The sequence below is a fragment of the Mucilaginibacter roseus genome, assembly GCF_021215455.1.
GTDB classification, from domain to species: Bacteria; Bacteroidota; Bacteroidia; order Sphingobacteriales; family Sphingobacteriaceae; genus Mucilaginibacter; species Mucilaginibacter roseus.
On the sequence record NZ_JAJPWV010000004.1, the window covers coordinates 57605 to 78861 of the forward strand.

Here is a 21257-nt window from a genome sequence, read left to right on the forward strand (position 1 = left end):
TGCGCGCAAATGATCGCAATAAATAATCTGACGTTTGAGATAGGTGCTCGCAAGTTGTATGATGAAGCTAACTGGCATATTAAACCCGGTGAAAAAATAGGCCTTATTGGCGCTAACGGTACCGGCAAAACCACGCTGCTGCGTATGATTGTGGGTGAGTACAAACCTACATCAGGCACTATATCAATGGCTAAGGATTTAACCCTGGGTTACCTGAACCAGGACCTGCTCTCCTACTCGTCAGACAAAAACATACTGCATGTGGCCATGGAGGCTTTTGAGCGCCAAAACCAACTGCATACCGAAATTGAGAACCTGCTGAAAAAACTGGAAACAGATTACAGCGAAGACCTTTTACATAAACTAAGCGACAAGCAAACTGAATTTGAGGCGCTTGACGGTTATAACATTGAATATAAAGCCCACGAAATTTTAGCGGGTTTAGGCTTCAGTGAGGCGGATACACACCGTAAGCTCAGCACCTTTTCGGGTGGATGGCGTATGCGTGTTATGCTGGCTAAAATTCTGTTACAGGCACCGGATATTTTGTTACTGGATGAGCCTACCAACCACCTGGACTTACCCTCGATACAATGGCTGGAGCAGTACCTGAAAGATTTTGAAGGTGCAGTTATCATCGTATCGCATGATAGGTGGTTTTTGGATAAAGTGATCAACCGTACTGTTGAATCGCGCAAGGGTAAGCTTACCGTTTACGCGGGCAATTATTCTTTCTATTTAGAGGAAAAGGCCTTGCGTGAGGAAATTCAGCGTGGCGAATTTAAAAACCAGCAATCAAAAATCCGCCAGGAAGAGCGTCTGATCGAGCGTTTCCGTGCCAAGGCATCCAAGGCAAAAATGGCGCAATCGCGTATTAAAATGCTTGATAAAATGGAACGGGTAGATGATGTGGATGATGATAATCCAACGGTTAACTTCACCTTCCGCTTCTCCAAGCAATCGGGCAGGCATGTGGTAACCCTTGAGGATATTACCAAAAAATATCCGGCTATTGATATTTTAGACCATACAGAGGCAGTGATTGAAAAGGGCGATAAGATAGCCCTGATTGGTGCTAACGGCCGTGGTAAATCAACCCTGTTGCGCATTATCGCTAATGCTGATAAGGATTTCACCGGAACGGTAACTACAGGGCATAACGTTTCAACAACTTTCTTCGCGCAGCACCAACTGGAATCACTGCACCTGGAGAACGAGATATTGGCCGAGCTGCAATCTTTCGCCCCAAAGCATACCGATACTGAATTGCGTACCATTTTAGGTTCATTCCTGTTTACGGGTGATGACGTATTTAAAAAGATCAAGGTACTTTCGGGTGGTGAAAAATCGCGTGTGGCCTTAGCCAAGGCACTTACCGCTGATGCTAACTTTTTGGTACTGGATGAGCCTACCAATCACCTCGACATTCAATCAGTGAATATATTGATACAGGCTATACAGCAGTATGAAGGTACGGTGGTAGTGGTATCGCACGACAGGTATTTCCTGGATAATATTGCCAATAAGATATGGTTTATTGAGGATCAAAAGATCAAGATATATCCGGGCACTTATGCCGAATACGAGGAATGGAATTCGAAACGTAAGTTTGAAAAACCAGCCGCAGCTTCTCAGCCTAAAAAGGAAGAGAAAAAGCCTGAACCGGTTAAGCAACAGGGTGATGATAAGGCACAGCAACTAAAAAAGTTAAACCAGGACCTGGGCAAAATGGAAAAGCAGATTGCCGACATTGAAGCCGAAATTAAAAAACTGGAAGCTGATTTGGCCGACGATAAAATTTATTCGGACCAAAACCGTTTAAAGCAAACCAACACCGCGTATCAGCACAAAAAAGATGAGCTGGGCACAATAAAGGAAAAATGGGAAGCTTTAGCTGAGCAGATACTGGAGTTGGAGTAAGGGCCCTTCCAAAATGATGCCTATCTATATTAAAAAGCTTGCAGTTGCTACCATTATAGCGAACTTTTTTGTATTGATAGCTGCTGGTCATGGCGTCGGACCATTTGTTTTGATAGAATAATGGCTTTTACTCACCCTCAACCTTTTATCGAAAGTTTTAGATCGCTCTCTTTAACTTCAACTTATGATCAATCAGCCTTTTCAGCTGTTGCCATAGCCATGTTAGGGCAAATTGTTGCTATTATTTCAATAATTGCACACAATAAAAATTTATTACTTGGCAGTATATTTATTCTTTGGTTAGGCTTCTTTGTTTTAACCCGTACGTTATTCAAAGATGATTTGGCCATGTTTAGTTTTTGTACTGGATTACCCTTTTTTTCATTATCAATTGTAACTTTTTATCTTACCTTACGGGATATTAAAGCTACCGATTGATAATGCAGAAATACCTTTTAGTCCTTTTTTTATTTTTTTTCTATCAGAGTTCGGCTCAACAATATACCGATAGCGTTTATCGCGCTAACATAAAAAGTATTGAGCTTTATAACCAGAGCAAGGCTGGCTCGCTGCCGGCAATCAACCTTAATTCGGGTGATAAGCTGGTACTGGGTTTTGATGACCTTACTGGCCAAACCAGCAATTTTTATTATACCCTGGAGCATTGCGATGCACTTTGGAATTCCTCGCGCCTGGCTCCTGCGGAGTATTTGCAGAGCTTTACCGAAGACCAGATCATTAACTATAAATATTCGTCTGGCACTTATCAAAAATATGTGCATTATGAGATCATCTTCCCCAATGCCAATATCATCCCAAAATACGCCGGTAATTATATTTTGAAGGTTTATGAGGACGGTGATCAGCAGAAGCTGGTGTTCACGCGAAAGCTGTATGTGCTCAACTCTCGCGTGTCAGTAGCGGCAACTATTGTTCCGTCAAATAATGTACAGCACCGGCAAACCAACCAAAAGCTGAATTTTACAGTTGACTTCGGCCAGTTGCGTATACAAAATCCGGCAACCGATATGCGGGTGCTGATTATGCAGAATTACCGCAGCGATGCCAGTATTTTAAATCGCGAACCTAACATTATACGCGGCACGCAACTGATTTATAATAACGTTAACGCTAATGATTTTGCCGGCCGTAACGAGTTCAGGTATTTTGATATGCGATCGCTTAAAGCTGGCGCCCACGGAATAAACCGCATTTACCGAGACACCGGCTTTTCCGTACAACTGAATACAGACATCAACCGCAACGGGCAGCCTTACGAGTTTCAGTTTGATAACAACGGTAACTTTTTTATTTTAAACCAGGATGGTAGCGACCCACGAGTTGATGCTGATTACGCCCGTGTGTTTTTCAGTATTGATGCGCGTAAAAGCGCTACCGAAGGCAGTGCTTACGTAATTGGCCGTTTTAACAATTTTAAGCCTGACGCTAACAGCGCATTAAAGTTTGATGCAGCTAGCGGCAGGTTTACCACCATGCTGCTTTTAAAACAGGGCGTGTATGATTATGAGTATGTTTGGATAGACAACGCTACTAAACAAGCTGATGATACCGTAATTGAGGGTAGCCATTACGAAACAGGGAATGACTACCAACTTTTCATCTACTACCGCCCGCCCGGGGCACGTTGGGAAGAACTGGCCGGGTTTCAGCAAATAAGCACCGCCAAAAACCAAAACCGGTAGCGGCTTGTATTTTGCTATATTTGCAGCAACATCGCCAATTGTATATGACTTTAAAGACCCCGCAAGACTCGCTAACCATAATGAATGAACTGGTATTACCCAATGATACCAATTACCTGCACAACCTTATGGGTGGCCGTCTGCTGCATTGGATGGATATTGCCGCAGCCATATCGGCACAAAAGCATTGCAACCGTATTGTGGTTACCGCGTCAGTTGATAATGTATCTTTTCAGCAGCCCGTTAAACTGGGCGATGTAATTAACATTGAGGCCAAGGTCACGCGGGCGTTCAACACCTCGATGGAAGTTAAGCTGGATGTTTGGGCGCAAAATATGCCATCGGGCACTAATATAAAATGCAACGAGGCTTACTATACCTTTGTAGCGCTTGACGAGAACAGCCGCACCATAGCCGTACCGGAAATTGAACCGCAAACCGAAAAGGAAATAGAACTTTACAACGGAGCATTACGCCGCAGGCAGTTGCGCCTGATACTTGCTGGCCGCATGCACCCCGATGATGCAACTGAGCTTAAAGCATTATTTACCGCCGCTAAAAAAGAAGTGTAATTACGCCTCCTGCTTTAAAGCATTTATTTCGGCAAGTATACCGTCCCACAGATCGATACGCGCCTGAAAGGCTTGTTTAACCGCTTCGGTAGCTGATTGCCATTTGGCATCGTCATCGCCGCAAAGTTCGGCAGTCATTTCATAAGCCAGGTGCGAGTGGTGGTCACCATCAACTTCAATATGGCGTTCGAGGTAATAAACAAAGGTATCTATCTTGCCCGGTGCGCTGTCGCTGATCCCTTTCACCATGCTAATGAACATACCCGGAATCAAGTCCTCACGGCCGAAAGTGAACACCGCCGCTATTAAATGCCCTTGCCCGGTAGCAATTACATTAAACGTACGTTGCACAAACTTGACAGCGGCTGCAGGTATACCCACTGCATTCAATGCATCGCTAACACTTTTACCTTGCGCCAATTGCTGCAACAGGTTATTAACCGGCTGTATGTTAAAACCCGCCTGCTCCATAGCTTGCAGATAAAGCTCAAAATGGCTCACGCGATTACCATGCTGGTCAACATCGCTTTCTTCACCCGTAACAATTTCGTTAATCAGGTAACGGGTATTTGCACTGCCTACCGGCACCCAGGGCACATCGGTACAGGTAAGCTTTTGTTGAAGTGCTTTTAAAAGCGACATAAAATCCCACACGGCAAATATATGGTGTTCCATAAAAACACCCAGATCATCAGCACTTTGCATTTGTTTGTATAAGGCGTGATCAATTAACTTCGCGCGTAAAGGCGCTATCTCTTGCTTTAACTGCTCAATCCGTTCCGTGTAGTTCATGCGGCAAATTTAGCAGGTTAAATATTATTTGCATGTCATTATTCGGAAGCGCTATAAATTAGGATACCGGCACAACATTTTTTGCACAGCGGTGTTGATGGAAGTATAAAACTTACACTTCATGCTGACAGATATTTTACCGGCCGATGGTTCAGCGCTGTACACTGAAACCAATATGCATAACCTGTTTCCTGAACCATGGAACATGGTTTCATCAGCACTTTTTTTAATTCCTGGTATATATTGGCTTAATAAGCTTGGCGGCTTTAACAAGCGTCACGCATTTTTAAGTATAGCCACCATGCTGATGCTAACCGGTTGTATTGGCAGCACGGTTTACCACGGCTTTAGGCAATGGCGGTTTTTTATGTACCTGGACTGGGTGCCAATTGCCTTGCTTTGCATGCTGGCCAGTATGTTCTTTATCATTAAAGTTACGGGCAAGTGGCAATGGGCAGTAATAGCACTGGTGGCATTCGGCGCTGTTGAAGTTGGCTTACGCGAGCTATATTTGGTTTATGACAAGCATATTATGTTCAGCATAAACTACGGCGTAATGGTGATGATGATAGTAGTGCCTTTGCTTATTCTGCTAATAAAAACCAACTGGAAGAATGGCTCATTAGTAGCGGCTGCATTTATAAGTTTTGGCTTCGCACTGTTTTTCAGGATAATTGACACCGAGGCATTGTTGCCTATGGGTACGCACTTTTTATGGCACACCTTCGGCGCCATTGCTACATCATTTATTTTCCTGTACATCTATCGCCTAAATGGCTTTACCTACATGAAGAAACGTTTGAAACACCTGCGGGAAGAAGCGCGCGTGCTACCTATGTACGGCGATACCAATCCAACCGTTAAAGAGCGAACCGGTTCATGAAAAAAGGACTATAAAAGAAAAGCGGCAGATTGATCTGCCGCTTTTCTTTTATGTATTATGCGATCACAGCCTTACCCCTCTTAAAAACTCTTCTATACCCATTCGCTTCTTACCTTCCAACTGTACATCGGTCAGGATGATAAAGCCATCGGGAGCTGCAAATTTAAGATTGGTTTTATTATCGGTTAAAAAGCCGCCGGGTTGTATTCCGGGTTCGGTTTCGGAATACTCAGCGTTAAATATTTTTAATATTTTGCCATTTAAAGTAGTGTAGGCCGTTGGTACCGGACTAAGGCCACGTATCAAATTGTATATCTTCAATGCCGGTTGCGTCCAATCAATCGCGCCAAGTTCTTTGGTCAGTTTTGGGGCGTGTTGCAACTCTTCTCCTGTTCCCAATTGGTGCTGCGGATGCTCATGATAGCGGCCACTTTCAATAGCTTTAACAGTTTTTACCAATAGGCCTGCGCCTTTGTTCATCAAGCGGTCATGTAGTTCGCCTGCGGTTTCCTGGCCGGTGAGGGTTACCTTCTCTGTAAACAGCACATCTCCGGTATCAATTTCATGTTTTAAGAAGAAGGTAGTTACGCCGGTTTCCTTTTCGCCATTTATCAGCACCCAGTTGATAGGCGCCGCGCCGCGGTACTGTGGTAAAAGCGAGGCATGCAGGTTTATAGTACCTTTTGGCGGCATACTCCACACTACCTCAGGCAACATACGAAAGGCAACCACCACTTGCAGGTCGGCTTCTAAGGCCTTAAGCTGCTCTAAAAATTCCGGGCTTTTCAGCTTTTCGGGTTGTAATACCTTGATGCCGTTGGCTACGGCGTATTGCTTTACGGCACTCTCGCTTACTTTTTGCCCCCTGCCAGCGGGCTTATCGGGCGCGGTAACTACGGCCACAATATCGCAACCGGAGGTTATCAAAGCGTCTAACGATGCTACGGCAAATTGGGGGGTGCCCATAAATACAATTCTCATGGTATTTGTTTTTTAGATGTATTGCATAAAAATAAGCATCGCGCCCGAAAAGTTTTATATCAAAAATCAGTTTTATGCCATTTTACGGATATAAGAGATATTTACTGCGCATCTGTTTAAATTTACTTAACCCCGGCTCCCAGGTAGCCCGTATCTGTGATTCGGTTTTACCGGCCGCTATTTGTTGTTGCAAGGCTTTTGTACCTACCAGTTTAAGGAAATAGGCATTAAAAAATTTACTCTTATCAGGAAATGCCTTATACATATCCATCAACCAGGTCAAATTAAGCTTGCCTGTTTTTTTAAATACCGATGCATCATAATTTCGCAAATCGATACCGTAACAGGTATTGCCTTTTTGCGGTGGATTATCACTCACTCCCGGAATGCTTATCGGTGTAAACGAAAAATCAAACTCGCCTTTGAGCAATGGATGGCCAGCTACCTGGAACGGGAATTGGGTACCCCTGCCCAGGCTAAATGTGGTACCCTCAAACAAACAAGTACTGGCGTATAATAAAATAGATTGTTGTGTATTTAGATTGGGCGACGGGTGCACGGGCAGCGTGTAGTCCGACTGATGCGTGTAGCCTTCCATCTTTACAATTTTCAAATTACATTGTACACCGTTGTTCAGCCATTTTTCACCATTAATCATCTGCGCATATTCGGCCATCGTCATACCGTGGCTGATAGGTATAGGGTGCATGCCCACAAATGATTTATAAGCGGGGTCCATAATTGGCCCGTCAATAACAAATCCGTTAGGGTTGGGCCTGTCTAATACCATCAGCGGAATATTATTCTCGGCGCAGGCTTCCATCACATAATGCAGGGTTGATATATAAGTATAAAAGCGCGCACCCACATCCTGAATATCAAAAACCATCATATCGATGCCTTTTAAATCGTCGGCGGTGGGTTTGTAGTGTTTGCCATACAAGGATACTACCGGCAAGCCCGTTGATTGATCAACCTCGTCACCCACCTTGGCGCCATTAGCGGCATTACCCCTGAAGCCATGTTCGGGACCAAATATCTTTTTTATGCTAACACCCCTTTTTAACAAGCTGTCCACGGTAAGTTTACCGTCCGTCCCAATTATCGATGTTTGATTGATCAGCATACCTATATTTTTTCCTTTGAGCTGATCTACGTAGGCCTCAGTGCGGTCGGCAGCGGTAATTATTTTTGCCGGGGCTTGTTGCTTGTTAACAGCAACGGTATCAGCTTTGGCAGCAGGCTTTGAGCTTTCGGTTACGGGCTGGCCGCATGTTGTGGCGCCCAGCAACATACCGGTGGTAGCTAAGCGTAAAAAAATTGTAGCGGGTATCATATATAAGTTTTTCAGTTGGTAATTTAAGTAAACGTTTTTTAGCGGTAAAACCGCATATTTGCGAAGTTACAAAAATCATACTGCTTTGAATTTTTCGTCGTTTATTGCCGGCCGTATTACCTTTAAATCAAAACGTACGTTCTCAAAACTGATCGTACGGATTGCTGTGGTAGGCATTATGCTGGGCCTGGGGGTAATGATCCTCTCCATCGCCATTGTAAAAGGCTTTAAGCAGGAGATACGCGAAAAAATCCGTGGCTTTGCCGGGGATATGCAGGTGGTGAAGTTCGACCTTAACAACTCCTACGAGAACTCACCTTTTGTAAAGGATGATCACTTTGTTCAGCAAGCTTTAAAAGACAAGCAAATCATCAGTATAAAACCCTTTGCCACCAAACCGGCTATTATAAAGGCTAATGACGAGATTGAGGGCATAGTGCTTAAAGGCGTTGATAAAACGTACGACTGGAAGGTATTCGCCAAAACGTTACTTGAAGGTAAATACATTGATTTTAGCGACTCAGTTAAAGCGAACGAGCAGGTAATGATATCGCGCCATACGGCTGACAGGCTAAAGCTAAAAGCAGGCGATGATATACTGATGTATTTTGTGCAGGAGCCCCTGCGTAAACGTAAGCTAACCATAAGCGGCATTTACAGCTCAGGGGTTGACGAGGTTGATAAAACCTTTGTAATAGGCAGCCTGCCGCTTATTCAGCGCCTTAACAATTGGGAAAATAATGAAATTGGCGGTTATGAGGTTCGTGTAGCTGATTTTGATAAGCTGGACAAGGCTGACATTTATATGGATACCGTTATACCGGTGCGCCTTAAATCATACACCATACAACAAAATTACCCAACCATTTTTGAGTGGCTGCAACTGCTGGATGTTAACGCCCGCGTTATGCTTATACTGATGCTGATAGTTGCTGTAATCAATATGATTTCGGCTTTACTGATCATGATCTTGGAGCGTACATCCATGATAGGAATGCTTAAAGCATTGGGTGCGACCAACTGGCGTATTCAAAAAATATTTTTGTACAACGCGTTCTATCTTATTGGCCTTGGATTGATATTAGGCAATTTATTTGGCGTTGGCCTCGGTTTATTTCAGCACCAAACACACTTTTTTAAGTTAGACCCTGCATCCTATTACATGGCCTTTGTACCGGTACAAATAAACTGGCTGGATGTGTTTTTACTTAACGCCGGTACACTGGTGGTTTGCCTACTGGTGCTACTGATCCCATCGGCATTGGTTAGCAAGATATTACCGGTTAAAGCTATCCGCTTTAAGTAATTAGTTCTAAAGTTTATTCAGCTCATCAAGTAAACCCTTGCTAAGGCGGTTAAAATAACGCTTTACACCAAAGCCCATTACGGATTGTATACCACGCGCGGCATTAGTTAAAAACACTTCATCTGCCTCGTATAGTATCTCCGGGTTTATCTGCGCCTCGGTAACACCAATGTTGTTTGCTTTAGCTAAATTGATAACCACCTGACGCATCACCCCTTCAACGCAACCTTCGCTTAAAGCCGGGGTATACAGGTGATTATTATACCAGATGAATATATTAGAGCTGCTGGCTTCGCAGAGATAGCCGTTTTGATTTAGCAGAAATACATCGTCCAAACGGTTTTGCTCTTTGTAGATGCCTGCCATTACGTAGATAAGCGAGTTGCACGTTTTTATACCCGATAGATAGTTGGAAGGCTTAGGCAGTTCGGTAAACACATCCATAATCAGGCCCTTATCGTTCAAAAAATAACGGGGCTCATCCATCGGTTGCAACTCAAGGCTGTAACCCATTTTGTTTTGCGTTGGCGTATACAAACCATCCGCATCTCGATAAACAGTCAGGCGTAAACGGGCGTGCTTAGCCTTATTGCGGGTGGCAAGTTCTTCGGCCTTATTTTTTAAAAACCAGGCATCGGTTTGCGAATAGCCATCAATTTTAAGCGCCTTCATACCGCGCTGCAAGCGGTCGGCGTGCAGGTCGGCAAATTTGAGTTTACCTTTCATCATTCGCATACTCTCAAACAAGCCATCCCCATATCGGTAACTACGGTTGGCGGTAGTTAACAGTTTGGAATCAGCAGGTACAATTTCGCCATTAAAATTGATGTACAAAGGCATGCCTGTAGGTAAACGTTTTTGATGTTAAGATGTGATTTTAGACAACTCTTGCCCTGTATTGTTTCAATACAGTTAGTCCTGCTTTTGATTGTTGGTATTGGCATATTTACGCCATTTCTGTAAAACCGACTCAAAATCAGCGGGCAAAGTAGCCTCAAAGCCCACATATTTTTTTTGTGTTGGATGCTTAAAGCCCAGCGTTTGCGCGTGCAGGGCCTGCCTTGGCATCATCTCGAAGCAATTCTCAACAAACTGTTTGTATTTGGTAAAAACGGTACCCTTTAAAATTTTATCACCGCCATAGGTAGCATCACTAAACAGTGGGTGGCCTATGTGTTTCATGTGCGCGCGTATTTGGTGCGTGCGGCCGGTTTCAAGCTGGCACTCTATCAAGGTAACATATCCTAAACGCTCTAATACGCGGTAATGCGTAACAGACCATTTGCCTTTTTCTTCAGTGTCATACACATCCATTACCCGCCTGTCGCTGTGGCTGCGGCCTATATAGCCGGTAACCGTACCATCCTCGGCAATATCTCCCCATACCAGGGCAATATACTTACGGGTAATGGTATGATCAAAAAACTGCTTGGCCAGGTAATTCATGGAACGCTCGTTTTTGCTGATCACCAGCAAACCAGAGGTATCTTTATCAATACGGTGAATCAATCCCGGGCGGCCATCATTGCCCGGCATGGTTGGCAATTGCTGAAAATGGTGCACCAGCGCGTTCACCAAAGTACCCGTATAGTTATTATACCCCGGATGCACCACCATACCCGGCTCTTTATTTACAATGAGCACATCATCGTCTTCGTAAACAATGTTAAGCGGTAAATCTTCCGGGTAAACCTCAGTGTCTCGCGGCGGATGTGGCAGCACAACTGATATAATGTCAAGCGGCTTTACTTTATAGCTTGATTTTATGGGTTTATCGTTAACCAGTACGTTACCCAGGTCAATAGCGTTTTGTATACGGTTACGGGAGGCATTCTCTACCCGGTGCATCAAAAACTTATCAATACGCAACAGCGATTGCCCTTTGTCAACCACAATGCGCAGGTGCTCGTACAAATCCTGCTCTTCTTGTTCTATCAGTTCTATATCCTCGGCCATTAGCGCAAAAGTAACCGTTTTTAACCAATTTGTTACGTATTGAATTTTATGTGATGTAACCTTCAAATTTATGTTACCGTAAAATTAACCGTTAAAAAACCAATTATTCAACCATATTCACATGAAAGAGGAGTTCACTATATCAGTAATTGAGACTGATATGACCAATTTGATATCATCTAAGATAAGCCCGAATGATTTTATAGATGATTTATTTGCCGACGAGGAAAATAACGAGGTGTTACTAACCACCTGCCAATATTACCATCAAACCAAAGGAGAAAGTCCGGATCTAACGGATATAAAAATTAAAGATATATCGTTTGATGTCACGCGATTGACCGGGGAAATGCAGACTGAATACATCCTTGCATATCAATCCGTACCGGCAATTAACAACACAGCCGGGAAGCTTACATGGCAGTTTACGGTAGACCCGCATGAAATGACGGTACATTTTATTGGGAAAGATATCCCGGTGCGATCAGCACAATTTAAATAGGCCGCACATAACGTTCACCTGTTTTTCGGCGTTGGCTTAGTTAATTCTTAATATTGTAACGCGGTTTATGCCGTGTTACAATTATGCGCTTGGATCTGGAGATACATAGTCCATTGGAGGAAGTAAACCTGCCGGCATTTACTAAACATGGTGTGCGGGTATTCGTAAAACGCGATGATCTGATCCATCCGTTAATATCAGGCAATAAATGGCGTAAGCTGAAATACCTGCTAAAAAAAGCGGATGCCGAAAGTAAACAGCATTTGGTTACCTTTGGCGGAGCTTACTCTAACCATTTATTGGCCACTGCCGCAGCCGCAGCTAAGTTTGGCTTTAAGGCCACCGGATTTGTGCGTGGTGAGGAAGTGCAAAACGACACCCTGCTTTTATGCCGGCTGCATGGTATGCAACTGATATTTACCAGCCGCGAGAGCTATCGTGATAAGGCAGCTCTTTTCAATAATCATTTCGCCGGCGATACAAATGCCTTTTTTATTGACGAAGGCGGCGCCTCGCCCGAGGCAGCCCTGGGCTGCAGTGAATTAGTTGACGAATTGCCTTTTGCGTTTGATCACGTATTTTGCGCCTGCGGTACCGGCACCACAGCGGCAGGCATTATTAACGGACTAAATAAACATCAACTTAAAACACAATTCCACGCCATACCTGCGCTTAAGAATGGCAATTTTTTGCGGAATGATATTGATAAATTCTTGACTCACCCGCATCCTTTTCATTTACATAACCAATATCATTTTGGAGGTTATGCCAAAACAACGCCTAAGCTTATCGGCTTTATAAAAACATTTACCGCAGCAACCGGAATTTTAATTGAACCAGTTTACACCGGCAAGATGCTTTACGCTTTGGTTGATATGGTAAAGCAGGGCGAATTCGCGTCGGGCAGCCGCATACTTGCCGTGCATACCGGCGGTATAATGGGCCTTTTTGGTATGGCCAACAAATTCTGAAACTATAAACCAAATCTACATCCGGTATAAAATACAGCTTTAAACATTTTAAACTTACTTTTTTGACATACGGTTCAAAAACCGCTTAAATTTAATTTTTTGGGCGTTTTTAGTATGTTTGTTTATAAACTTATTTAGTTATGTACCATTTAGATGTAGCCCCCGAAAACGTGCACAACGTTTTGGCAAAACATATTTTAGCCGACGGATTTGACCTTACTTTCGATATGGAAAAAAGTGAGGGTGTTTACATTTTCGACTCAAAAAATAAACGTACCCTGCTCGATTTTTTTTCCTGCTTTGCATCTATCCCTTTGGGGTATAACCATCCCAAGATGCTTAATGACGAGGCTTTTAAAAAGAACCTGCTTTTGGCGGCGCTGACCAATCCGTCAAACTCTGATATATATACCGAACAGTATGCGCAATTTGTTAAAACCTTTGCAAGGGTTGGCATACCAGATTACCTGCCGCATGCCTTTTTTATATCAGGTGGCGCGCTGGCCATTGAAAACGCGTTGAAGGTTGCCATGGACTGGAAAGTGCAAAAGAACTTTGCTAAGGGCTACACACAGGAAAAAGGCCATAAGGTTTTGCATTTTGAGCATGCCTTTCATGGCCGTTCAGGCTATACGCTGAGTTTAACCAATACGCAGGCAGTTAAAACCAAATGGTTCGCCAAGTTTGACTGGCCGCGGGTATCATTCCCGTATGTAGAATATCCCTTAACTGATGTTAACTATGACGCCCTGCTCAAACGTGAAGCTGCATCAATAGAACAGATCAGAAAGGCATTTGCTGACAATAAGGATGACATTTGCGCCATCATAGTTGAGCCTGTACAGGCGGAAGGTGGCGACAATCACATGCGTAAGGAATTTGCCGGACAGTTGCGCCAATTAGCCGACGAGCATGACGCCTTGCTGATATACGACGAGGTGCAAACAGGTGTAGGCTTAAGCGGAAAGTTTTGGTGCCATGAACATTTTGGTGAAAAAGCCCGCCCGGATATAATTGCTTTTGGTAAAAAAATGCAGGTATGCGGTATATTGGCAGGTAAGCGTGTTGACGAGGTGGAACATAATACCTTCAATACATCATCGCGTTTAAATTCTACCTGGGGCGGTAGCCTTACCGATATGGTGCGTGCCTCTAAGATACTCGACATTATTGCCGAGGATGACCTTTGTAACCACGCAGCGCAAATGGGGACCTATTTGCAAACACAGCTGTCGGATATAGCTGGTAAAACAAACCTCATCAGCAATATCAGGGGTAAAGGCTTACTGTCGGCATTTGACTTTCCGGATCAGCAAACACGCAACAGATTTTTACAGGAAGGCCTTAACCGCGACGTAATGTTTTTAGGTTGTGGCGAACGTACCATACGCTTCAGGCCATCACTCGTTATTCAGCAAGCAGACATTGATAAAGGGCTGAACGTGCTCGAAGAGATATGCCGTGTATTATAACAAAAGTGTAATAATATTGCTACAAGCGCCTTTTCGACATCAAAAAGGCGCTTTTTTTGTATTAAAAATACTATAATCGTTAAAATTCGTTATTTAAAAATATGCCCTTTGGCTATAAAATTATATTATCAATTAAGCGACTTACGGTTTAATATAAACCCAAAGTTTGCTGATCATGAAAAACCGATCCTGTCATGAACAAACAAATGGAGAAGCTGAAGAGACAACTGGCAGAGATATCTGAAGTTGTAAACACGTTCAAATCAGAAGCCGTACAGGTACGCATAGCCGAAAAACTTTTTGACGTGCTTATTGATACCGACAGGCTTGAGGATGGCGAGTTCGGCAAACGTGCACAGCGTTTTAAAACAGACGGCGACAACGCCGGCGGTTTTCCCTATCGCAAAAAACCAGGTGCCACACGGGTACTTAACCAATTGTTAGCTACAGATTTTTTTGATGTGCCTCGCTCCATTTCGGCCATAGCTAACTATTGTAAGGATAATTACGATTCGGACTTTAAAACATCCGAGCTATCCGGCATCTTATTAAAATTGGTGAACGAGCAAAAGCTGAGACGCGAGAAAAGCCGCGACAATAATCGTTTTGATTACGTTAAGGCTTAAGCCTTAACGTAAATTAAACAGGTTATCAACCCCCAATATTTTTGTTGAAGTAAAACCTTCAGCATATCGTACACCTATATTTTTGCCAAACTCTAAAGCACGGGCTTCAACTACCTTTATAAAGTCAGGCGATGAAATGTAGGTTTGTGGTTCGTTAGGATCCCAATCCGGGTTATGAAACTGCGAACCAAATGCCAGCACGCTTTCAATCTTCTTATCCCAGTGTTCGGTAATATCTATCACTATATCAGGCTGAATGTACCTGTCCTGTATAAAATGCAGCAGTAAATTCGGGCGCCACACATCCTGTAATTTTCCGTCACTGAAAGTCTCAATACGGCGCAGGCCTGATAAAAACACCGATGACTCTACCAATTGATTGGCGCGACCATGATCGGGATGACGATCATGATAAGCATTAGTAATGATTATTTCCGGTTGATATTTACGTATCGCCTCTATCACCTTTAATTGATAAGGCTTTGTATTTTCAAAAAAACCGTCGGGTATCTCCAGGTTTTCGCGTACAGTAAGTCCTAAAATTTCGCCTGATACTGCTGCTTCCTTAGCGCGTATTTCAGGCGTACCGCGCGTGCCCAGCTCGCCAAGGGTTAAATCAACTATGCCTGCTTTTTTGCCCATGGCTATGTGCTTAAGCAAAACACCTGCACAACCCAGTTCGGCATCGTCGGGATGTACAGACAATACCAGTATATCTAATTTTAACATATATTTATTTGCTGCCGGCCTCTAAAAACCGGGTTATTTTTTTGCGGATTTTGGATGACGTGGGGCTGGTAAAGGGATAAAAGAAATCAACCACCCTGCCGGTACGATCTATCAGGTATTTATGGAAGTTCCATTTGGGCGTTGAACCGACAGCACCATTCTGCTTTTTATCTGCCAGAAATTTAAACAATGGATGCGCGTACGGCCCGCGTACCCTCAATTTATCAAAAACGCTGTAGTTGGGAATGTTCACTTCACAAAATTGCTCAAGCGCTTCGCCTTCCAACGGTTCCTGGCTGCCAAAATCATTTGACGGGAAAGCCAGAATTTCAAAGTCCTTATCCGCAAATTCTTCTTTAAGCGCGGCCAAATCCTTAAGCTGAGGCGTAAAGCCGCATTGCGAAGCCGTATTAACGATCAGTAACACCTTGTTTTTAAAGGCAGAGAGATTGATTTGATCGCCGTTTAGCTTTGGAACATCATATTGGTAGATAGTATTCTCGGTCATCTTAATAATAAGCCCTGTCGTATCCGGATGTTCGGATGATCTCTTCTATATCGCGCTCAACTTCAGGATCGTACTCTTGTTTTAAATTATGGCCAAACAGCCGGGCTACTGATTGCATCATAAATGCGTTAAGGCCGCCCTTCAACTCCTTAAGCATCGCGTAACTGCTGTTACCGGTTTCGCGGTCAATAAGTTTAATGAGCACCTCACCCTGACTGATTGTCATGTTCTTGATCTCGCGGTTAAACAAATCCTTAATCTGCTTTTCACAAGCCTTAACCAGTTCTTTTTGTTTCTTTTTGTCAGATGTAAGCGCAATATCGCGCTGTAACTGCCTATAACGTTCGCCTGCATAACGGGCGTAAGGCATAACCTTCATCACGTTGTAGCGTAAGCGCTTATACTTTAGCCTGTCTTCCTCGCTGGCAAAAATGCGGGTATCAACTATCTTCACGTCGGCCAACACTATCCAGGGAATCAGTTGGCCGTCTTTCTCGGTAAGATAGGTTTTGATGGTATCATTTTTGCCAATCACCATCTGTGGTTTAGCACTATCTGCCTGTGCCGACGCCAGCATAGGCAAACAACAAAAGCATGACAGTATTAAACCGATAAATTTCATATATTTACTTGTACACAAAATTAGTGCAAATTTTTAGGTAATTGGTTATTACCCGCAATTTACATTTTTTGTTACAAAATAATTATAAATACTTACACTGCAAGGCTATACATGAAAGATTTGGTGATTGACCTGGAAGCTGAGAAAAAAGAGATACTGAAACGTTACCGGGCGTTGCTGCGTGCCAGCAAATCAACCCTGCAAAAGGGTGATAAGCGCATGATACGCAAGGCCTTTGATATGGCTTTGGAAAGCCATAAAGATATGCGCCGCAAATCGGGCGAGCCTTATATATACCATCCTATCGCGGTAGCGCAAATAGCTGCTGAAGAGATCGGCCTGGGCACTACTTCTATTGTATGTGCCCTGCTGCACGATGTAGTTGAGGATACTGATGTACAACTGGATGACATTGAACGTGAGTTTGGCAAAAAAGTGGCCAAGATTATTGACGGGCTGACCAAAATATCAGGCGTTTTCGACACCAATAGCTCACTGCAGGCCGAGAACTTCCGTAAAATGCTGCTTACCCTGGCTGATGACGTACGGGTAATACTAATAAAACTGGCAGACCGGTTGCACAACATGCGCACCATGGAGTTTATGCCGCGTGATAAGCAGCTTAAACTATCATCAGAAACAGTTTACCTGTATGCGCCGCTGGCGCACCGACTGGGCCTTTATGCTATAAAATCTGAACTGGAAGACCTCTCCATGAAATACATGGAGAAGGATACTTACCAGCTCATTAAGCGTAAGCTAAACGAGAAGAAGGCTGAGCGCGAAAAATTTATACGTGATTTTATTGAGCCCCTTAAGCGTACGCTGGAAAGCCAGGGCTTGCATGCCGATGTTTTTGGCCGCCCAAAATCTATCCATTCTATATGGAACAAGATGAAAAAGAAATCGATACCTTTTGAAGAGGTATACGATTTATTTGCAATCCGTATTATTTTGGATAGTCCGCCCGAAAGTGAAAAATCTGATTCATGGAAGGCTTATTCGATAGTGACTGATCTATATCGCCCTAACCCTGACCGACTGCGCGACTGGATATCATCGCCTAAGGCAAACGGTTATGAATCATTACACACCACTGTAATGGGGCCACGCGGACAATGGGTGGAAGTACAGATACGCACCACCCGTATGAACGAAATTGCCGAAAAGGGTTTCGCGGCGCACTGGAAGTACAAAGAGTCGAGCACCGATAGCGGATTGGATCAGTGGGTACATAAAGTGCGTGAGCTATTGAAAAATCCTGACTCAAACGCGCTCGATTTTATTGACGATTTTAAGATGAACCTCTTTTCGGACGAGATATTCATCTTTACTCCGAAAGGCGCGCTTATACAATTACCGCTAAATGCCACCGCGCTCGATTTTGCGTTTGAGATACATACCGACGTAGGTGCCAGCTGTATTGGCGCCAAGGTAAACCATAAGCTGGTGCCGCTTAACTACAAGCTGCAAAACGGCGACCAGGTGGAGATCATCACCTCGGGCAAGCAAACTCCTAAAGAGGACTGGTTGAACTTTGTAGTGACTGCAAAGGCGAAAGCCAAAATTAAATCGGCACTTAAGGAAGAAAAACGCAAGATTGCCGAGGACGGCAAAGAGATACTGGAACGTAAGCTGAAATCGCTGAAGATCACTTACAACTCCGACAACTTGCATAAATTAAGCTACTACTTTAAGCTGCCATCAACCCAAGACCTGTTTTACAATGTAGCTAAGGGCTTGATTGACATGAAGGACCTGAAAGAATACCAGGCATCCGAAAAGATAATTGAGAATAAGCCGCAGGATAAGATAGAGGCCGATCAGGTACAAAACCTCATCAAAAGCATCAAGACCAAAGACAGCGATATGCTGCTTATTGGCGAGGATATGCAGAAGATAGATTATAAGCTAGCTAACTGCTGTAACCCTATCCCCGGTGATGATGTGTTTGGATTTATTACCGTGAGCGAGGGCATCAAGATACACCGTACCAACTGCCCTAACGCAGCAAAGCTAATGGCCAATTACGGTTACCGGATTGTAAAAGCACGTTGGACAAATCAGCAGGAACTGGCCTTCCTGACCGGCTTACGCATACGCGGTATTGATGATGTTGGCTTGATTAACAAGCTGACTACCGTAATTTCAAACGATTTTAAGGTAAACATGCGATCCATAACGGTTGATAGTGATAACGGTATTTTTGAAGGCTCGATAATGGTTTACGTAAATGACACTCAGCATCTGGAAGACCTGGTTAAAAAACTGAAACAAGTGCGCGGCGTAACCTCGGTTGATCGGTTTGATTCGGCGGTGGAGAAAGCGGCAGGATAGTGAATAGTGATTAGTGATTAGAGGCTGGTAGTTGGTGATTATTTTTGCCATCTACTTTTAGGATTTAGAAATTAGCGTTTAAGATCTCAGCCCTCTATTTTCAATTCAAAATCATAATCATTTACTAATCTCCAATAACTAACCACTAATCAGCTTTTATTAATACCTTTACTTTTTATTTTACTGCACTACTAAATTATGCCCCAACAGGAAACTATAGCACTGGTAAAAAAGATATTCGAGGCCTATCTTGAAAACAAAAGCCTGCGCAAAACCCCTGAGCGCTTCGCCATATTAGAGGAAATATACTCGCGTAACGACCATTTTGATGTGGAATCATTATACATCCACATGAAAAATAAGAAGTACCGTGTTAGCCGCGCTACGGTTTATAATACGTTAGAGCTACTGGTATCATGCGATTTGGTGACCAAACACCAGTTTGGTAAAAACATGGCCCAGTTTGAGAAATCTTACGGCTTTAAGCAGCATGATCATATCATCTGTATCGACTGCGGCAAAGTGGTTGAGTTTTGCGATCCGCGTATACAGCAGATACAAAGCATGATGGGCGATATCCTGAAATTTGATATCAAACACCACTCGTTAAACCTTTACGGAAATTGTGTTAAATTAAAAGAAGGTGTTTGTGACAGAAAAGTTTAACTTTGCCGCCTTTCACACAATATTGCAATTTAAATAATGGCTGTTGATGTATTATTAGGCCTCCAGTGGGGCGACGAAGGTAAAGGCAAAATAGTTGACGTACTAAGCGCCGAATATGATCTGATAGCGCGTTTTCAGGGCGGCCCCAATGCCGGCCATACGCTTGAGTTTGATGGTAAAAAGTTTGTTCTGAACACAATTCCTTCAGGCATTTTCTTTAACAACACCCTTAACCTGATAGGTAACGGTGTAGTTATTGATCCCATCACTCTCAAAAAAGAACTTGATAAGTTAAAAGACGCCGGGCATGACCTGCTCGCGAAAAAGAACCTGGTGATTGCTAAAAAAGCGCACCTTATACTACCAACTCACCAATTGCTTGATGCCGCCTCTGAAAAAAAGATGGGCGAAGGTAAAATTGGATCCACTCTTAAAGGTATAGGTCCTACTTATATGGACAAAACCGGCCGTAACGGCTTGCGTATTGGTGATATAACACTGCCTGACTTTAAAGAGCGCTATGACCGTTTGGTTGAAAAACATAAATCAATGCTGCAATCGCTTTACGGCGAGGTGGCTGATTTTAGCGAGCGTGAGCAAGCGTTTTTTGAGGCAATTGACCTGATCAAACAGTTTGAACTGGTTGACTCGGAGCACTTGGTTAATAACTACATTAAACAAGGCAAAAAAGTACTGGCCGAAGGCGCACAAGGCGCTATGCTGGATATCGATTTTGGTTCATACCCATTTGTAACCTCATCAAACACTACCGCTGCCGGCGCTTGTACCGGTTTAGGCATTGCTCCTAAAGAGATTGGTGATGTAATAGGTATTTTTAAGGCTTATTGTACCCGTGTTGGTGGCGGCCCCTTCCCTACCGAACTTCATGACGAGACGGGCGAAGAGTTGCGCAAGATTGGCCATGAATTTGGCGCTACTACCGGCAGGCCTCGCCGTACCGGCTGGATTGATCTGCCTGCCCTTAAATACGCTATTATGCTCAACGGCGTTACCCAATTGGTAATGACTAAGGCTGACGTTTTAAGCGGTTTTGAGAAGATATACGCTTGTACGCATTATGATTATGCCGGCGAAACTATCGACTACATGCCGTATGATATTTGCACGATTGAGCCAAAACCTGTGTTAAAAGAGATTGAAGGCTGGCACGAGGATATCACCGGCATTACCGAGCTTGACCAGATCCCTGCCAAGTTGGCCTCTTACATTGATTTCCTGGAAGCAGAACTGGGCGTTCCGGTAAAATATTTGTCTGTTGGCCCGGACAGGGTACAAACGTTAGTTTTACACTAAGATATTTTTTATACAGATATACATTTAAAGGCCGGTTAATCCGGCCTTTTGTTTTATTATT

General features: G+C 43.6%; 21 protein-coding genes. 13 read left to right on the forward strand and 8 right to left on the reverse strand.

Annotated features, from left to right (window positions below):
* The first annotated feature begins 9 nt into the window (after positions 1–9).
* From LT679_RS13460 to LT679_RS13475, 4 genes are all read left to right on the forward strand, one after another.
* Positions 10–1920, forward strand: coding sequence for an ABC-F family ATP-binding cassette domain-containing protein (locus LT679_RS13460; protein WP_232178124.1), 1911 nt, complete (start codon positions 10–12; stop codon positions 1918–1920).
* A 120-nt stretch (positions 1921–2040) separates the two neighbouring features.
* Entirely contained in the window at positions 2041–2358 is a 318-nt protein-coding gene (locus LT679_RS13465; RefSeq protein WP_232178125.1) for a hypothetical protein, read from the forward strand.
* Between the two features lie 2 nt (positions 2359–2360).
* Positions 2361–3623, forward strand: a complete 1263-nt coding sequence (locus LT679_RS13470) for a type IX secretion system plug protein (protein WP_232178126.1) — start codon at positions 2361–2363, stop codon at positions 3621–3623.
* Positions 3624–3667: 44 nt separating this feature from the next.
* On the forward strand, positions 3668–4195 hold the full coding sequence (locus LT679_RS13475) for an acyl-CoA thioesterase (protein WP_232178127.1): 528 nt from the start codon (positions 3668–3670) through the stop codon (positions 4193–4195).
* On the opposite strand, the gene LT679_RS13480 is transcribed toward LT679_RS13475, so the two are convergent.
* A complete protein-coding gene (locus LT679_RS13480; RefSeq protein ID WP_232178128.1) occupies positions 4196–4987 on the reverse strand; it encodes a DUF3050 domain-containing protein in 792 nt (263 codons plus the stop codon).
* Positions 4988–5108: 121 nt separating this feature from the next.
* Here LT679_RS13480 and LT679_RS13485 point away from each other — a divergent pair, with 121 nt between their 5' ends.
* On the forward strand, positions 5109–5870 hold the full coding sequence (locus tag LT679_RS13485; protein WP_232178129.1) for a hypothetical protein: 762 nt from the start codon (positions 5109–5111) through the stop codon (positions 5868–5870).
* A 63-nt stretch (positions 5871–5933) separates the two neighbouring features.
* Here LT679_RS13485 and fmt read toward each other — a convergent pair whose 3' ends face one another.
* Together fmt and LT679_RS13495 are read right to left on the reverse strand one after the other, a co-directional pair.
* On the reverse strand, positions 5934–6851 hold the full coding sequence (gene fmt, locus LT679_RS13490) for a methionyl-tRNA formyltransferase (protein WP_232178130.1): 918 nt from the start codon (positions 6849–6851) through the stop codon (positions 5934–5936).
* An 82-nt stretch (positions 6852–6933) separates the two neighbouring features.
* On the reverse strand, positions 6934–8187 hold the full coding sequence (locus LT679_RS13495) for an exo-beta-N-acetylmuramidase NamZ family protein (protein WP_232178131.1): 1254 nt from the start codon (positions 8185–8187) through the stop codon (positions 6934–6936).
* An 85-nt stretch (positions 8188–8272) separates the two neighbouring features.
* On the opposite strand from LT679_RS13495, the gene LT679_RS13500 reads away from it, so the two are divergent.
* Positions 8273–9493, forward strand: coding sequence for an ABC transporter permease (locus LT679_RS13500; RefSeq protein WP_232178132.1), 1221 nt, complete (start codon positions 8273–8275; stop codon positions 9491–9493).
* 6 nt (positions 9494–9499) lie between these two features.
* On the opposite strand, the gene LT679_RS13505 is transcribed toward LT679_RS13500, so the two are convergent.
* Together LT679_RS13505 and LT679_RS13510 are read right to left on the reverse strand one after the other, a co-directional pair.
* Positions 9500–10333 carry an aminotransferase class IV gene (locus tag LT679_RS13505; RefSeq protein ID WP_232178133.1) on the reverse strand — a complete coding sequence of 278 codons (834 nt, stop codon included), beginning with the start codon at positions 10331–10333 and terminating at the stop codon, positions 9500–9502.
* Between the two features lie 72 nt (positions 10334–10405).
* Positions 10406–11449: an RluA family pseudouridine synthase gene (locus LT679_RS13510; RefSeq protein WP_232178134.1), complete on the reverse strand. Its 1044-nt coding sequence runs from the start codon at positions 11447–11449 to the stop codon at positions 10406–10408.
* A 121-nt stretch (positions 11450–11570) separates the two neighbouring features.
* Between LT679_RS13510 and LT679_RS13515 the strand changes: the two genes are divergently transcribed.
* The 4 genes from LT679_RS13515 (at position 11571) to LT679_RS13530 (ending at position 15020) form a co-directional block, all read left to right on the forward strand.
* Positions 11571–11951 (forward strand): hypothetical protein, encoded by a 381-nt coding sequence (locus tag LT679_RS13515; protein ID WP_232178135.1) that lies wholly within the window; start codon positions 11571–11573, stop codon positions 11949–11951.
* A gap of 83 nt (positions 11952–12034) precedes the next feature.
* Complete coding sequence (locus LT679_RS13520; RefSeq protein ID WP_232178136.1) at positions 12035–12922, forward strand: 1-aminocyclopropane-1-carboxylate deaminase/D-cysteine desulfhydrase; 888 nt, start codon at positions 12035–12037, stop codon at positions 12920–12922.
* 140 nt (positions 12923–13062) lie between these two features.
* Positions 13063–14394, forward strand: coding sequence for an L-lysine 6-transaminase (lat, locus tag LT679_RS13525; protein WP_232178137.1), 1332 nt, complete (start codon positions 13063–13065; stop codon positions 14392–14394).
* 194 nt (positions 14395–14588) lie between these two features.
* Positions 14589–15020 carry a hypothetical protein gene (locus LT679_RS13530; RefSeq protein ID WP_232178138.1) on the forward strand — a complete coding sequence of 144 codons (432 nt, stop codon included), beginning with the start codon at positions 14589–14591 and terminating at the stop codon, positions 15018–15020.
* A 3-nt stretch (positions 15021–15023) separates the two neighbouring features.
* Here LT679_RS13530 and bshB1 read toward each other — a convergent pair whose 3' ends face one another.
* The 3 genes from bshB1 to LT679_RS13545 are packed head-to-tail and all read right to left on the reverse strand — an operon-like array spanning position 15024 to position 16879.
* Positions 15024–15749, reverse strand: a complete 726-nt coding sequence (gene bshB1, locus LT679_RS13535; protein ID WP_232178139.1) for a bacillithiol biosynthesis deacetylase BshB1 — start codon at positions 15747–15749, stop codon at positions 15024–15026.
* Between the two features lie 4 nt (positions 15750–15753).
* Entirely contained in the window at positions 15754–16257 is a 504-nt protein-coding gene (locus tag LT679_RS13540; RefSeq protein WP_232178140.1) for a glutathione peroxidase, read from the reverse strand.
* A gap of 1 nt (position 16258) precedes the next feature.
* Positions 16259–16879 (reverse strand): DUF4294 domain-containing protein, encoded by a 621-nt coding sequence (locus tag LT679_RS13545; RefSeq protein ID WP_232178141.1) that lies wholly within the window; start codon positions 16877–16879, stop codon positions 16259–16261.
* A 111-nt stretch (positions 16880–16990) separates the two neighbouring features.
* On the opposite strand from LT679_RS13545, the gene LT679_RS13550 reads away from it, so the two are divergent.
* The 3 genes from LT679_RS13550 (at position 16991) to LT679_RS13560 (ending at position 21196) form a co-directional block, all read left to right on the forward strand.
* The gene (locus tag LT679_RS13550; protein ID WP_232178142.1) at positions 16991–19216 is read left to right on the forward strand and encodes a RelA/SpoT family protein; all 2226 of its coding nucleotides are present in this window, start codon (positions 16991–16993) and stop codon (positions 19214–19216) included.
* A 198-nt stretch (positions 19217–19414) separates the two neighbouring features.
* Entirely contained in the window at positions 19415–19882 is a 468-nt protein-coding gene (locus tag LT679_RS13555; RefSeq protein ID WP_232178143.1) for a Fur family transcriptional regulator, read from the forward strand.
* Between the two features lie 36 nt (positions 19883–19918).
* On the forward strand, positions 19919–21196 hold the full coding sequence (locus tag LT679_RS13560) for an adenylosuccinate synthase (protein ID WP_232178144.1): 1278 nt from the start codon (positions 19919–19921) through the stop codon (positions 21194–21196).
* Positions 21197–21257 lie beyond the last annotated feature (61 nt).

Coding starts and splice junctions, on each gene's coding strand:
- LT679_RS13460 (WP_232178124.1), top strand. CDS start 10: ATGATCGCAATAAATAATCTGACGTTTGAGATAGGTGCTCGCAAGTTG.
- LT679_RS13465 (WP_232178125.1), top strand. CDS start 2,041: ATGGCTTTTACTCACCCTCAACCTTTTATCGAAAGTTTTAGATCGCTC.
- LT679_RS13470 (WP_232178126.1), top strand. CDS start 2,361: ATGCAGAAATACCTTTTAGTCCTTTTTTTATTTTTTTTCTATCAGAGT.
- LT679_RS13475 (WP_232178127.1), top strand. CDS start 3,668: ATGACTTTAAAGACCCCGCAAGACTCGCTAACCATAATGAATGAACTG.
- LT679_RS13480 (WP_232178128.1), bottom strand. CDS start 4,987: ATGAACTACACGGAACGGATTGAGCAGTTAAAGCAAGAGATAGCGCCT.
- LT679_RS13485 (WP_232178129.1), top strand. CDS start 5,109: ATGCTGACAGATATTTTACCGGCCGATGGTTCAGCGCTGTACACTGAA.
- fmt (WP_232178130.1), bottom strand. CDS start 6,851: ATGAGAATTGTATTTATGGGCACCCCCCAATTTGCCGTAGCATCGTTA.
- LT679_RS13495 (WP_232178131.1), bottom strand. CDS start 8,187: ATGATACCCGCTACAATTTTTTTACGCTTAGCTACCACCGGTATGTTG.
- LT679_RS13505 (WP_232178133.1), bottom strand. CDS start 10,333: ATGCCTTTGTACATCAATTTTAATGGCGAAATTGTACCTGCTGATTCC.
- LT679_RS13510 (WP_232178134.1), bottom strand. CDS start 11,449: ATGGCCGAGGATATAGAACTGATAGAACAAGAAGAGCAGGATTTGTAC.
- LT679_RS13515 (WP_232178135.1), top strand. CDS start 11,571: ATGAAAGAGGAGTTCACTATATCAGTAATTGAGACTGATATGACCAAT.
- LT679_RS13520 (WP_232178136.1), top strand. CDS start 12,035: ATGCGCTTGGATCTGGAGATACATAGTCCATTGGAGGAAGTAAACCTG.
- lat (WP_232178137.1), top strand. CDS start 13,063: ATGTACCATTTAGATGTAGCCCCCGAAAACGTGCACAACGTTTTGGCA.
- LT679_RS13530 (WP_232178138.1), top strand. CDS start 14,589: ATGAACAAACAAATGGAGAAGCTGAAGAGACAACTGGCAGAGATATCT.
- bshB1 (WP_232178139.1), bottom strand. CDS start 15,749: ATGTTAAAATTAGATATACTGGTATTGTCTGTACATCCCGACGATGCC.
- LT679_RS13540 (WP_232178140.1), bottom strand. CDS start 16,257: ATGACCGAGAATACTATCTACCAATATGATGTTCCAAAGCTAAACGGC.
- LT679_RS13545 (WP_232178141.1), bottom strand. CDS start 16,879: ATGAAATTTATCGGTTTAATACTGTCATGCTTTTGTTGTTTGCCTATG.
- LT679_RS13550 (WP_232178142.1), top strand. CDS start 16,991: ATGAAAGATTTGGTGATTGACCTGGAAGCTGAGAAAAAAGAGATACTG.
- LT679_RS13555 (WP_232178143.1), top strand. CDS start 19,415: ATGCCCCAACAGGAAACTATAGCACTGGTAAAAAAGATATTCGAGGCC.
- LT679_RS13560 (WP_232178144.1), top strand. CDS start 19,919: ATGGCTGTTGATGTATTATTAGGCCTCCAGTGGGGCGACGAAGGTAAA.